Source organism: Mesorhizobium sp. M0184 (assembly GCF_040322215.1).
Taxonomy (GTDB): Bacteria; Pseudomonadota; Alphaproteobacteria; order Rhizobiales; family Rhizobiaceae; genus Mesorhizobium.
This window is the reverse complement of sequence record NZ_JAMYSZ010000002.1, coordinates 66,460-79,763: the sequence shown is the minus strand read 5'-3', so window position 1 is coordinate 79,763 and position 13,304 is coordinate 66,460. Positions and strand designations below refer to the sequence as shown.

The 13,304-nt window shown below is 62.4% G+C and carries 9 protein-coding genes; 1 reads left to right on the top strand and 8 read right to left on the bottom strand.

Annotated features, from left to right (window positions below):
* Positions 1 to 235 precede the first annotated feature (235 nt).
* Complete coding sequence (locus NKJ23_RS03440; RefSeq protein ID WP_352678196.1) at positions 236 to 1,993, top strand: adenylate/guanylate cyclase domain-containing protein; 1,758 nt, start codon at positions 236 to 238, stop codon at positions 1,991 to 1,993.
* 275 nt (positions 1,994 to 2,268) lie between these two features.
* On the opposite strand, the gene nadE is transcribed toward NKJ23_RS03440, so the two are convergent.
* The 8 genes from nadE to NKJ23_RS03400 form a co-directional block, all read right to left on the bottom strand.
* Complete coding sequence (nadE, locus tag NKJ23_RS03435) at positions 2,269 to 3,276, bottom strand: NAD(+) synthase (RefSeq protein ID WP_352678193.1); 1,008 nt, start codon at positions 3,274 to 3,276, stop codon at positions 2,269 to 2,271.
* Positions 3,273 to 4,820: a class I adenylate-forming enzyme family protein gene (locus NKJ23_RS03430; protein WP_352678191.1), complete on the bottom strand. Its 1,548-nt coding sequence runs from the start codon at positions 4,818 to 4,820 to the stop codon at positions 3,273 to 3,275. The genes nadE and NKJ23_RS03430 overlap by 4 nt, the downstream gene beginning before the upstream one ends.
* A 22-nt stretch (positions 4,821 to 4,842) precedes the next feature.
* Positions 4,843 to 5,106 carry an acyl carrier protein gene (locus NKJ23_RS03425; RefSeq protein WP_156937255.1) on the bottom strand — a complete coding sequence of 88 codons (264 nt, stop codon included), beginning with the start codon at positions 5,104 to 5,106 and terminating at the stop codon, positions 4,843 to 4,845.
* Between the two features lie 19 nt (positions 5,107 to 5,125).
* The gene (gene asnB / locus NKJ23_RS03420) at positions 5,126 to 7,063 is read right to left on the bottom strand and encodes an asparagine synthase (glutamine-hydrolyzing) (RefSeq protein WP_352678188.1); all 1,938 of its coding nucleotides are present in this window, start codon (positions 7,061 to 7,063) and stop codon (positions 5,126 to 5,128) included.
* A gap of 185 nt (positions 7,064 to 7,248) precedes the next feature.
* Complete coding sequence (locus tag NKJ23_RS03415; RefSeq protein WP_352455763.1) at positions 7,249 to 8,220, bottom strand: NAD-dependent epimerase/dehydratase family protein; 972 nt, start codon at positions 8,218 to 8,220, stop codon at positions 7,249 to 7,251.
* Between the two features lie 109 nt (positions 8,221 to 8,329).
* Complete coding sequence (gene smc, locus NKJ23_RS03410; RefSeq protein ID WP_352678185.1) at positions 8,330 to 11,788, bottom strand: chromosome segregation protein SMC; 3,459 nt, start codon at positions 11,786 to 11,788, stop codon at positions 8,330 to 8,332.
* Between the two features lie 117 nt (positions 11,789 to 11,905).
* A complete protein-coding gene (locus NKJ23_RS03405; RefSeq protein WP_352593404.1) occupies positions 11,906 to 12,652 on the bottom strand; it encodes a DsbA family protein in 747 nt (248 codons plus the stop codon).
* 129 nt (positions 12,653 to 12,781) lie between these two features.
* A complete protein-coding gene (locus tag NKJ23_RS03400) occupies positions 12,782 to 13,282 on the bottom strand; it encodes a DUF721 domain-containing protein (protein ID WP_352593401.1) in 501 nt (166 codons plus the stop codon).
* Positions 13,283 to 13,304: the final 22 nt, after the last annotated feature.

Here is a 13,304-nt window from a genome sequence, read left to right as displayed (position 1 = left end):
GCTCCAAAATGCTTGGGTCAAAACCCAATCACTCTGAACGACCGAGTTCGACCCTTTGCCGTCATCCAGTTGGGAGCGTCGCATGACGCGATCTGACCCTTGTCCGACATTCGGGCTCTCATGCAGCAAAGTACACAGACCCGAAAAGCTGTCTTTCAGGGGCGGCGGCAATGGCATCAACCTGCGACCTGCTGTAAGCTTGGAAAGCGGGTAACAATCCGCGAAGGATTGGGGGATGGAACGTCATCTCGCAGCCGTCCTGATTGCCGATGTCGTCGGCTATGGCCGCTTGAGCCAGATCGACGACGAGGGTACGCGTGCGCTTTTCCGAACCGACCTGAACGAAGTATTCGAGCCAAGGATCGCTGCGCACCATGGTCGACTGGTGAAAACCATGGGAGATGGGATGCTGGTCGAGTTCCACAGTGTGGTCGACGCCCTACGCTGCGCGGTCGAAATCCAGCAACAGAAGGCGGAGGTGAACGTTCTCACGCAGCCAGAACGGCGGCTTGATTTCCGCATCGGCATCAATCTGGGCGATGTTATCGTTGAGGGTGACGACATCCACGGCGATGCGGTGAACATCGCCGATCGGCTGCAAGAGCTGGCGGAACCTGGAGGAATCGCGATTTCCGCCACCGCCTGCGACCATGTGAGGGGAAAGGTGCCGATCGGCTTTGCCTCACTCGGCGTGCAGAAAATGAAAAGTATCGCCGAACCGGTTCGCGTGTACCGTGTCTTGATCGACCCCGCTACTGCGGGCAAGATCGTCGGTGCCAAACCAGGCCTTTCTTCCGGCGACGACAGTAAGCCGCCGGTAATTGCGGTTTTGCCGTTCGAAAACCTGAGCGCCGACGACGGCTGGACGCGGCTGGCAGACGGCCTGTCGGCCGACATGATCGGCGACCTAGCGCGCTATCCCGACCTTGCGGTCATTTCGCGCCAGACCATGCAGTCCTATCGGGGACGGGCGAGCGACACACGCTCGGTTGGACGGGAACTGAACGCCGATTACCTGCTGGAAGGCACCCTCCAGGCGATCGGACAGCGTGTCCGCGTCGCGGTGCAGCTGGTCGACACCCGGACCGGAGCCAACCTTTGGTCGGCGCGGTTCGACGAGTCGACCGATGATTTTTTTCTCATGCAGGACAGCATCACACAGAACGTCATCAATGCCCTGGCAGGCAATTTCGGCAAGCTCGCCAATCTCGGGCGTGAGGTGGCTCGGCGGAAGCCTCCCTCGAGCCTGGGTGCTTACGACTGCTATCTACTCGGGGTGGAACTGCACGACAGATTCACGACCGATGCGAGGGCAGAAGCCATGCGCATGCTGTCCCGCGCCGTGGAACTCGACCCCGGCTTCGCGCGGGCCTGGATGACGTTGGGATTGGCACATGCGGTCGATGCCTTCAATGCCTTCACGCCAGATTCAGCCGCTTCGGTCGAGCGCTGGCGAGAATGCGTGGAAAAGGCTCTGGCGCTCGACCCTGCCGATCCGATGACGCGCCTTTACATGGGCGCTCTCCGCGCCATTGACGGCGATATCAGCGGGGCCGCAGAGGAATACGACCGGGCGCTGGCCCTGGCACCCAATGACGCCGATGTGCTGTCGATGCTTGCCTCAAGCCGAGCTCTCGTGTGTGGAAATCCGGAAGAAGGCTGTGCTCTTGCCGAACGGGCGCTTCGCCTCAATCCGCAGGCTCCGAGTTGGTACTACGCGCAGCTCGCCCGGGCGCGGTTCGTCGCCGGTCGCTATGCCGACAGTCTGTCGTCGCTGCGCCAAAGTCCGCCGGATATTCCCGTCACTCTGATGTTCCGTGCCCTGTGTCACGCGCTGCTCGAAGAGCCGGCGCAGGCGCAGTCGATCACCAGGCGGATTGCCGTCGAGTTTCCAAGGTTCACCGTCGAGAACTTCATCCGAACCTATCCCGTCACCAATCCTCTGGCCCTCGCTGCGATTAAGGAAGGGGCTCGTCGCGCAGGTATAGCGTAGAGCCGAAAACGGTGCCTAGCTGAGGAGGGGGACGCGCTTCCTGGATATGCCACTTGGTAAGCCAGGCCCCGCTTCCGGCACAGGCTGAAGGTCTGCTTCGTAGCGCTAACTGGGCGCTGGCGTGACCCCTGCTAAGCTTTGCTCCTGGCGCAACGTGCTCGTCTGGCAGATGAGACGAACGGCAACCTCCCGCCCCTCTCGGCCATTGGCGGCAGCCTGCTGATTGAGTTTTGACCCTAAGGCGCTTTTTGGGACGTGGCCGGTCTCGAAGCAGGTCAGGTACCGAGTTCTTCGACTTCCTCGACGAGTTGCGGACGCTGGTGCAGATAACGCGTCGCCTTGCGTTTGGCGATGATATCGGCCCAGACGCGTTCCACTTGTGTGGCGGCCAACCCCGCGGCCTGCCCCACTACCTCAGCCGCCACGCCGTTGTTGAGAGCGTAAAGGCAAAGATCCATACGGTCGTAAGGAAGCGAGAAGTAGAACTCCTCCTGGGTCTGCGCCAGCGAGTAGGTATCGGTGGTCGGAGGCCGGTTCAGGATTTCCTCCGGAACACCGAGATGGGCCGCCAGCGCATAGACCTGCGTTTTATAGAGGTGGGCGATCGGCTTGACGTCCGCGGCGCCGTCACCGTTCTTCACGAAGAATCCCTGATCATATTCCAGCCGGTTCGGTGTTCCAAGAACGGCGAAGTTCAGACGATCAGCATGATAGTATTCGATCTGCTTGCGGGTGCGCTGCTTCATATTGGTAGCGGCGACGACGCCGAGATAGACAGGCAACGGCATTCTCAGTTTCGTCTGCTTGCCTTCGGGATCCTGCACCACCAGCGACGAGATATTATAGCCTTGGCCCTCGAGCGCGTTCGCGATCACGATCTTCGAGGCCCAGCCTTCGCCGTATTCCGGGACCAATTCGCGGATGAAGGCGTCGCGACGCTTGTAGCAGCCCATCGCGCGCAGGATCGGCCCGATATCCTCCGTCACAGCCTCGACACCGAAAGTTTCGGCGACGAGGCGGCCGAGCCGCAGGCTTTCGGGATCAGAATCGCTTTCCGGCATGAACAGGCAAAGCACATTCCGCGGACCGACGGCACGTGCGGCCAACGCGACCGACACGCTCGAATCGATCCCGCCCGAAAGACCGAGCACAAGGCCCCGCTTGCGAAGCCCGCGCAACTGCTGGCGCAAGGCCGTTACGATACGGTCCGTTTCAGCGGCTGGGTCGATCGCCAGAGCCTTCGCCACAAAGGTCCGCGCGTCCTCGGTCGGGCGAACATTCATTGCGCGGCCTCCATCATCTCTGCCGCAAGCCGACGGCTGACCTTGCCGGTATCCGTCTTGGGCAGCTCGCGGCGAAACTCGACGATCTTGGGCACCATGAAGTCCTCAAGATGACGTGCACAGTGTCGAACGACATCTTTTTCGCCAAGCGCTGGGTCGGACCGTACGACAAATGCGCCGATCGCATGCCCAAGCACAGGATCCGGCACGCCGAAGACAACCGCTTCCGCGATGCCCGGATGAGCGTGAAGCACGGCTTCCACTTCCTTGGGCGCCACCTTCTCTCCCCGTGTCTTTATGATGTCGTCCTTGCGGCCGACGAAATAGAGAAAGCCGTCCTCATCGGCCCTGAACAGATCGCCGGTGTAGAGAACCTTCTCCCAAGGGTTCGGGCCTGGGCGCAGGGTTTGTTCCGTCGCAGCTTCGTTTCGCCAATAACCCTGCATGACGTGCGGCCCGCGAATGACCAATTCACCTGCTATGCCCGGCGGCACTCGTTGCCCGTGATCGTCGACGATAAAGGCTTCGGTGTTTGGAATGGCTATTCCGACCGACCCCGGCCGGCGGTCGAGCTCCTCGGGCGGCAGATAGGTGCAGCGCTTGCATTCCGTCAGGCCATACATCGAATAGAGCCTGACACCGGGGAAAAGAAACCGAAGGCGTTCTATGTGAGGCGGCGGCAAGGCAGCCGCCGTGTTGGAAATATAGCGAAGGCTGGGCAGGAAGCCCGGCGCCAGATCACGCATCTGCAGGATCATCGCTGCCATCGTGGGCACGAGCGGAAGCCCGGTGACGCCTTCCTGGCGGATGCGTTCAAAGACCGCCTGGGGAAAAGCGAAGGACTTCTCGAGCACGAGCGTGGCGCCGAGCCTGACGGTCATCAGCAATTGATAGAGGCCGTAATCGAAAGCGAGGGGCAGAACATTCAAGATGATGTCGTCGGGCGAGTTGCGCAGGTAGTTGGTGATGGAGTCGGCCGCCGCGTCGCAATTGCGGTGCGTCATCATCACGCCCTTGGGCCGGCCGGTCGAGCCCGAGGTGTAGATCAACATAGCAAGATCCACCTCAATGCCGCGGTGGTCAATCTCCCTGGCTTGGAGCGTCAAGCAATCCGCCAGGGATGTGGCCCCTGCCGGGCATTGGTTATCGGCACCAACGGTGGAGGCCACGAAGATGCCGGTCCTGCCGGACGATCCGCACGCCTCGGCGACCACGGGCATCAGTTTTGCTTGCGTGAGGATCGCAGCTGCGTCGCAATCGGCGATGATGTAGGCCAGCTTTTCGGCCTTGGTGGATGCATTGATCGGACTGAAAGTCGCGCCTGCTTTAAGAACTGCGAAAATCGAAACCGCAGCCTCCCAGCAATTGTCCATGAAGATCAGGACCCGGTCGTCGCGACTGACGCCATTCATGAAAAGGGCGGCGGCCAGACGGCTCGAATGATCGTCCAGCTCTTCATAGCACAGCCTTTTGTGCTCGGTGATCAATGCCGTTTTGGCTGGATGGGCAGCGGCCTTCGCCGTCAGAAAATGTTCGATCCGCACGGACGCTCCTCGCCGATGGCGCCTACGCTGCCAGCGCTTCTGCCTTTGCCTTGATGAAGGCTGAGATGCGGTCAATCGAATCCAGATTGGCCGGTACGATGTCGGCATCGACCATCGCTATGCCGAAATCATCCTCTATAAATGCCACGAGCTCCAACACGGCCGTCGAGTCGATGATGCCGTTCTCGATCAGTGATACGGAGTCTGCAAGCTCGTAGGACGTGTCCCCGTACAGGAAGTTGTCGACGATAAAGGTTTTGACCTTGTCCTTGATTGCTATCATGATTTTTCATTCCCTCGATTTCTCAGGCCGCTCGTGCTGCACCGACCTTTTCGCCGGTGAAAATCTTCTGCCACAGTTGCGTCGACAAAATGCCGACGAAAGCCGCATTGTCGCGGAATCCGGACGCTGGCTGCAAGCGGCATTTCTCGTGCAGGTTCGCCACCGCCTTGGCGTTGAATAGTCCTCCGGCGGCGATGCTCGCCTCGCTCAGTGAATCGCGTACGTAGTCCAGTTCTCCCGCTCCAACGAAGGAGCGGGCTTCCGGTGCCCGGTAAGGCTGTTTGGTGCGCTCGCGGATGGCCGTCGGAAGCAGGTGCTTGGCAGCTTTGCGCAATATGTGTTTTTCCACCAGTCCCTTCAGCTTCATCTCCGGCGGAAGTCTGGCCGCAAACTCTACCAAGCGATGGTCAAGGAAGGGGAAACGCCCTTCGATACCGTGCGCCATGGCCATGCGATCGCCCTGGCTGGAGAGGATGTAGCCCGGCAGGAGAAAGCGGGTTTCGAGATATTGCGCCTGATGCAGCGGATGCCACCGGGAAAATGCCTCAGGCAACCGGCTGGCCAGGTCCTCGGCTGCGTCATACCCCTTCAATGTCGCGCGCAGGTCACCGGAAAAGAACATCTTCGCCGCTGATGTGGTCTTGAAACGCGGCCGATGCGAGAACAGCGGATCGTCCAGGGCAGCGCTGCCGGTTCCGAAGAACGCAGCCAGGTACTCCACGGACTGCTGTTGCAGGCCCGGCAGATAGGGATAAAGCTTGCGGAACAGCTGTGGCCTTATGCGCGATGCCGGCTGTCGCGCGCAGAAACGGCGAACCCGCGTTTCCTTGAAGACATCATAACCGGCAAAGACCTCGTCGGCGCCTTCGCCTGTCAGCACCACTTTCAAACCGGCCTGGCGAACGAGGCCGGACAGTTGATATAGGGGGGCCGGGGCGGTGCGGATGATCGGCCGCTCGGTAAAGCGGATGACTTCGGGAAACACACCGGCGATATCGCCGGCACGACACGCAATGGTTCGATGGCGCGTGCCAAGTGCTGACGCCATTTCGGTCTGGAAGGCGCTTTCGTCATGCTCGGTGCTGTCGAACGTCACGGAAAATGTCTGCAGCTTAAGAGGAGTCATGCCGGCCGCGAGTGCCGAAACGAGGGATGAATCGAGCCCGCCCGAAAGGTAAGAACCGACCGGCACGTCGGCGCGCATGCGAAGCCTCACCGCGTCGGTCAACAGGGCCTGCAGTTCCTCGGCCGCGTCGTCCTCATTGGTGATCTTCGATGGCGTATCCGGATACGGGTAGTCTAGGTGCCAATATGGTTTGACCGTGACTTGCCCCTGTGTCGCGATCATCACGCTTGCCGGCTCCAGCTCGTGGATGTTGCGGAAAGCCGTGCGTGGAGCGATCGGCGCCCACAGCGTAAAGATCTGGTCGAGTGCAATCGGATCGATTTCGGCCGAGACGCCGGGTACCTTCAGCAGGGCCTTTATCTCCGACGCAAAGTAGAGCACCCCGTCCTTGCTGGTGTAGAACAGCGGCCGAACACCCATGCGGTCTCTTGCAAGCACCATCCGCCGCCGCTGGTTATCCCAAATCGCGAAGGCGAAATCACCGTTCAGGATCGACAGGCAGTCTTCGCCCATCTCGTCATACAGCTGCAGGAGAACTTCGGTATCGCTCGATGTGCGGAAGCGTCGGCCCTTGGCCAGCAGCCCTTCGCGCAATTCCACGTAGTTGAAGATCTCGCCGTTGAACGCAATCGTCAAATTGCCGGTTTCGTCGGACATTGGCTGCTGGCCATCACCAATCCCGATCACCGACAGCCGCGCATGCCCAAGTCCAGCATCGGGCGCTACGAATTTCCCTTGTTCATCCGGCCCGCGATGGGCGATCGCAGACGTCATGCGCGCAAGCAAAGCTTCCGCATCCCGGACTGAACCGAAATAGCCCCCGAATCCGCACATCCACACAGCTCATACTGAACAGCAAGCCACGAAACATAGCGGTCATAAGCGCCTCAAAGGTTAATCGGATACTTTTCAGCAAGCATGTGGTTAACAGGATGTTAGGACAAAACGATGCTTTTGCGGACCGACTTGCGCCCCACTCCAGGTGTCACGCTTGAAGGCGTCACGGCGAGCGATGCAAATCACTGCTTCGAGTACGGCCGGTACCAGTCAACAAACTTCTTCAGCCCGTCCTCTATCGAAACGCTAGGCCTGAAGCCGAAATTCCGCTCCAGCGCGGTCATGTCGGCGTAAGTCTTCTCGACGTCGCTCGCCTGCATCGGCTCGTTGTGGCGGATTGCCTTGACCTCGAGCAGCCTTTCCAGAATGTCGATGAAGTCGCCCAGACGCACCGGCCGGTTGTTGCCGACATTGTAGAGCCTGTTCGGCGGAACGTCAGCCGCCGGCGGCTTGTCGAGCACGGCGACAACCGCCTTCACAACATCGTCTATGTAGGTGAAATCGCGCCACATTTCGCCATTGTTGAAGACCCGGATCGGTTTGCCCTCGAGCATCGCCTGGGTGAACATCCAATAGGCCATGTCGGGACGGCCCCAGGGACCGTAGACCGTGAAAAACCGCAGGCCGGTCTGCGGTATGCCGAACAGATGGGCGTAGGTGTGGCTCATCAACTCATCGGTTTTCTTGGTGGCAGCGTAAAGCGAAACGGGCTTGTCGACCTGATCGGCTTCGCTGAACGGCACGCTGCGGTTGCCGCCATACACCGAGCTCGACGAGGCATAGACCAGATGCTCGAATGCCGGTTCGGCGCGACAGAATTCGAGCACTTCGAGGTGGCCCATGACATTGGAGCGGATATAGAGCCGCGGATTGTCGAGTGAGTGGCGCACGCCCGCCTGCGCGGCAAGGTGCACGATCCTAACGATGCCTTGCCCGGCCAAAGCGGCTGCAAGCGCGCCCTGTTCGGCAATATCGATCTGGTGGAACGAAAAATCCTTATGGGGCAGAAGGCGGGCAAGCCGCCCCTTTTTGAGCGCCAGGTCGTAATAGTCGTTCATGTTGTCGACGCCGACGACCGCTTCTCCCCGGTCGAGCAGATGGTGGCAAACGTGGCTGCCAATGAATCCCGCGGCTCCGGTGACAAGTATAGGCAACAAGCTTCTCCACGCGCATAGCCGGGCCGGTATCTGGAGCGGCAGATCCGGCCCATTTTGTCGTGCTATAGTCGAAAGCCGAGGTGGAGACCACCATTAAGCTGATGCGTCAGCTTGCCTCGCGCATGGCTTCGGCCGCCTGCAGGTCAACCGACACCAGTTGGCTGACGCCTTGTTCGGCCATGGTCACCCCAAACAGCCGGTCCATGCGCGCCATGGTGATCGGGTTGTGTGTGATGATGACGAAGCGCGTTTCGGTCGTTGCGGCCATTTCGTCCATCAGATTGCAGAAACGCTCGACATTGTGGTCGTCGAGCGGCGCGTCGACTTCGTCGAGCACGCAGATCGGCGCCGGGTTGGTCAGGAACACGGCGAAGATCAGCGACATCGCCGTCAACGCCTGCTCGCCGCCGGACAGCAGCGTCATCGTCTGCGGCTTCTTGCCGGGCGGGCGCGCCAGGATCTCGAGCCCCGCTTCGAGCGGATCGTCGGACTCGATCAGTTGCAGCTCGGCGGTGCCGCCGCCGAACAGATGCGAAAACAACCGTTGAAAATGGCCGTTGACCACCTCGAAGGCGGCGAGCAGCCGCTCGCGGCCTTCGCGGTTCAGGCTATGGATCGCCTGCCGCAGCTTGCGGATCGCCTCGATGATGTCGTCGCGCTCGGAGACGATGGTCTCCAGCCGGTCCGACAGTTCCTTCTGCTCCTCCTCGGCGCGCAGATTGACGGCACCGAGCCGTTCGCGTTCGACCTTCAGCCGGTCGAGCTGACGCTCGATCTCGGCCATTTCGGGCATCGGGCTGTCGGATTCGAGGCCGGTGTGGCGGATCACCAGATGCGGCGGCGTGTTCAGCGTTTCCTGGATGCGCGCCTCGACTTCCAGCCGACGCTCGTCGGCGGCGGTCAGCCGCTCTTCGGCGCGAACGCGGGATTCGCGCGCCTCGGCCAGCGACTGGATGGCAGCAGTCGCAGCCTTGTCCAGCTCGGACTGCCGGTTCTCCGCTTCCTGCAAGCGGTCGCCCGCTGCCTTGCGCAGGCTTTCGGCCTCGGCGAGCTGCGACAGCAGGGCGCGCCGCTTGGCGTCGATCTCGTCGGGGGCGTCGGCCAGTTGCTCGCGCTCGGCCTCGGCCTCTGCTTTGCGTTCGCCGAGCGCCGCGATCTGCGTCGAGGCGTTTTCGGCGCGCTCGACCCAGTTGCGCCGTTCAAAGCCGATGGCGTCGAGCCGGCGCGCACGTGCCTCGGCTTCCCGCCTCAGGCCCTCGTGAACGGCACGCGCATCGGCAAGGGCGGCGCGGTCGCGGGCGACGTTGGCGGCCGACTGCTCGAGCTGCAATTGCAGATCGCCGAGATCGGGCGCGTCCTGCAGCAGCATTTCCGCCTCGACGAATGCCGCCGCCGTTTCCTCATGGCTGTCGACAATGCGTGCGCGCGCCTCGTCAAGTGCTGCACGCCGGCTCGACAGCTCGCCGCCGGCTTTTTCGGCCTCGGCCAGCGTATTGCGGGCAGCGTCGAGCCCGTGCTGGGCGTCGCGCCCGGCCTGTCGGGCGTTGCGTTCGGCCTCGCTCGCCTGGGCAAGCGCCTGTTCGGCCTGGGCAAGGGCTTGTTCAGCTTCGCGCAGGGTGCGCGTGGCATGGACTGCTTCGGCATCGAGCTCGGCCAGCCGGTTTTTCTGCGCCAGCCGCTGCGCGGCGGCGGTCGGGGCATCGGCGCTGGCGGTGAAGCCGTCCCAACGCCAGAGCGCGCCTTCGCGGCTGACCAGCCGTTGACCGGGAGCAAGCAGCGTCTGCAGCCGTCTTCCGTCGGCGGCTTCGACAATGCCGATCTGGGCCAGCCTGCGGGCCAGCTGTGCCGGCGCACGCACAACGCTGGCGAGGCTCCTTATGCCTTCGGGCAATGCGGCGTCGGCAGGCTGGATTTCGCTCTGGCCCCAATGTACCGGCGCACTGCGGTCGAGCGGCACGTCGAGATCTTCGCCAAGCGCGGCACCCAGCGCCGTCTCGTAGCCACGCTCGACGCTGATCTGCTCCAGCACCGAGGGAAATAGATCGCCGCTGGCGGCGTTGAGGATCTTGGCCAGCGTGCGGGCCTCGGTTTCGATCCGCGCCAGCTCGGCCTTTGCGTCCTGAACCGGTGGGCGGGCAGCACTTTCGCCTGCACGCGCCTCGGCGACCGCCTGTTCGGCGGCAATGGCGGCTGCCTCAGCCTCTTCGAGCAGCGCCAGCGCCTGATCGACCAGCAGCCGCTTCTCGGCGGGATCGGGCAGGCCGGCGACCCTGGAGACGATCTCCGACAGTTCGCGGTCGACATCGGCAAGCTGGCGGGCAAAGCGGTCGCGGCGCTCAGCGGTGTCGCGCAGCGTCCGTTCGATCTGGTTGCGCGAGGCGGCAGCCTCCGCCCGTTCGGCGGTCAGCGCGGCGAGCCTGGCCTCGCTCGAGGCAAGTGTCGATGCCGCCTGCTCGAAAGCCGCGCGGGTGCTGGCCTCGCGCTCGGCGGCGCCGGCGTTTTCGGCGTTGAGCGCGGCTTCTTCGGCGGCGAGGCGTTCGAGGATATCCGCATTGTCGCGGACCATGCGCTCCTCGCGGGCAAGGTCGCCATCGAGCTGTTGCAGTCGGCGGTCGAGCTCAGCCTGGCGGGCGCGGATGCGGCCTGCCTCTTCCTCGATCTGCGCCTTGGCGATCGATAGACGCTGGAAGGCGGCGGCGGCAGCGGCTTCCGCATCGCGCAGGTCCGGCAGCCGGTGGGCGTTGATGCCTTGTTCCCTGGCGGCAGCCATCTGGGCGGCGGCACGGTCGCCGACCAGCGCGGTGGCAATCGCCAGCGCCGAACGCGCTTCGCCTTCCTGCGTCTTGGCCAGCGTCCAGCGCAGATGCAGCAGCGTCGCTTCGGCCTTGCGGATGTCGGCCGACAGGTTCTTGAAGCGCGAGGCCTGGCGGGCCTGGCGTTTCAGGCTTTCGATCTGGCTTTCCAGCTCGCCGACGACGTCGTCCAGCCTTTCGAGGTTCTGTTCCGCCGCCTTCAGCCGCAGCTCGGCTTCGTGGCGGCGCGTATGCAGGCCGGAAATTCCGGCCGCCTCTTCCAGCAGCGCGCGGCGCGCCTGCGGCTTTGCCTGGATCAGCTCGCCGATGCGGCCCTGGCCGACCATCGAGGGCGAGCGGGCGCCGGTCGACTGGTCAGCGAACAGCAGCTGCACGTCCTTGGCGCGGGCTTCCTTGCCGTTGATGCGGTAGAGCGAGCCGGCCTCGCGCTCGATGCGGCGCGAGACCTGCAATTCATCGGCGTCGTTGAAAGCGGACGGCGCGGTGCGGTCGCTATTGTCGAGGAAGAGCGTGACTTCGGCGGTGTTGCGGGCCGGACGCGTTCCCGAACCGGAAAAGATCACGTCGTCCATACCGGACGCACGCATGTTCTTGTAGGAGCTTTCGCCCATAACCCAGCGCAGCGCCTCGACCAGGTTCGATTTGCCGCAGCCGTTCGGCCCAACGATGCCGGTCAGGCCGCGTTCGATGACGAACTCGCCGGGTTCGACGAAGGATTTGAAGCCGAGGAGGCGAAGGCGCGAGAACTTCATTCGCGCCGGCCCATAGCCAAGTTCCGCAAAAGTCTTCCGCGGCTTTGCGACAAGAACCCGCGGCACAACAAAAAGCCGCGCACGCCGAAGCGCAGCGGCTTCGGCGTCGCCGAAACGTCAGAGCAGAGGGTCGATGATGGCCGACATTTCCGCAATCGACATCGCCCCTTTGTAGGTCTTTCCGTTGATGAAAAAGGTCGGTGTGGAATCGACCTTGAATTCGTCGGCGCCGCGCTTCTGGACGGATCTCACATCGTCCAGAAGTTTCTGATCCGTCAAGCAGGCCTCGAAGGACTCCTGTGTAAAACCGGCAAGCTTGGCGATTTGCAGCAGTGCGTCCTTGGTATTGTTCACACCAACCCAGTTCGCCTGCTGCCTGAACAGCACGTCGACCATCGGGAAATAATTGTCCTTGGAGCAGCGCGCCAGCATGAAACCGGCTTCGGCGCTGGGATCGAACGGAAATTCGCGCAGGATGTAGCGGGCCTTGCCGGTGTCGATATATTTCGTCTTCAGCTCCGGAAAAGTGGTTTCGGCGAAATGCGCGCAGTGCGGGCAGGTCATCGAGGCATATTCGACGATGGTGACCTTTGCGTCGTCCTTGCCGAGCTGCATGTCGGGCAGCGCGCCCGGCTTCAACAAGGCCGCCATGTCCACCGTACCCTGAGCTTCCGGCGCCTTGGCGGCGGCTGGAGCGGCCGGCTTCGCAGGGTCGGCGGGTTTCGTCGAATCGGCGGGGGCCGCAGGCGTCACATCCTGCGCCTCGGCTTTCTCGCCCGAGTCGCTGCATGCGGCAAGCAGAGCCACCGCTGGTATGGCGGCCAGCGAAGACAAGAGGTTTCTGCGGGACAAGGAGCGGATCATACGAATCACCTGGCAATAGTTGGATTTTGCAATGCAAAGGCTACAAAAAGCGAGAGTTGGCGCGAATTAAGGCATTGCCGTCCCTATTCCAATCGCCAAGTTCGAGCATGCCATCACGATAGCGCGAGATCACGGCTTCTTTTGGCCGAGAATGGTGGCGCCAAGCCGCTCCAGCGAGGCGCGCAGCCCGTCGTCCTCGATCAAACCGACCGCGCCTGACAGCTTCGCCTTCTCGGCCACGGTCAGCGGCCGCAAACTGGGTTTCGGCTTTTCCCGGCCCGTCATTACCGGCTTCTGCACGATCCTGATCCGGCCGATCGCATTGAAACCGAGAAACGCATTGACCCGGTTGATGATCTCGCCGGTCTCGTGCTGCAGATGCAGTGCCGCCACACCCTCGCAGGCAATGACCAGCACCGCCGGCTCGAACGGATCGTCCTCATGCATGCGGCGCGGCCACTGGATCTTTTCCGGGCGCGAGCGGCCGGCAAGCCGCGGCCCGGCAATCTCTTCCCACGACTGGACCAGCCCGATCGACATGCCGGCCCGCTTGCGCAGCACCGGGTCGAGTATCTCGGTTGCGAGATCGCTCACCGGAACGGGATTGCCGAAGGGCCTTTTCCCTGCCATGTGCGTTCTCCAGCTTCAGCAC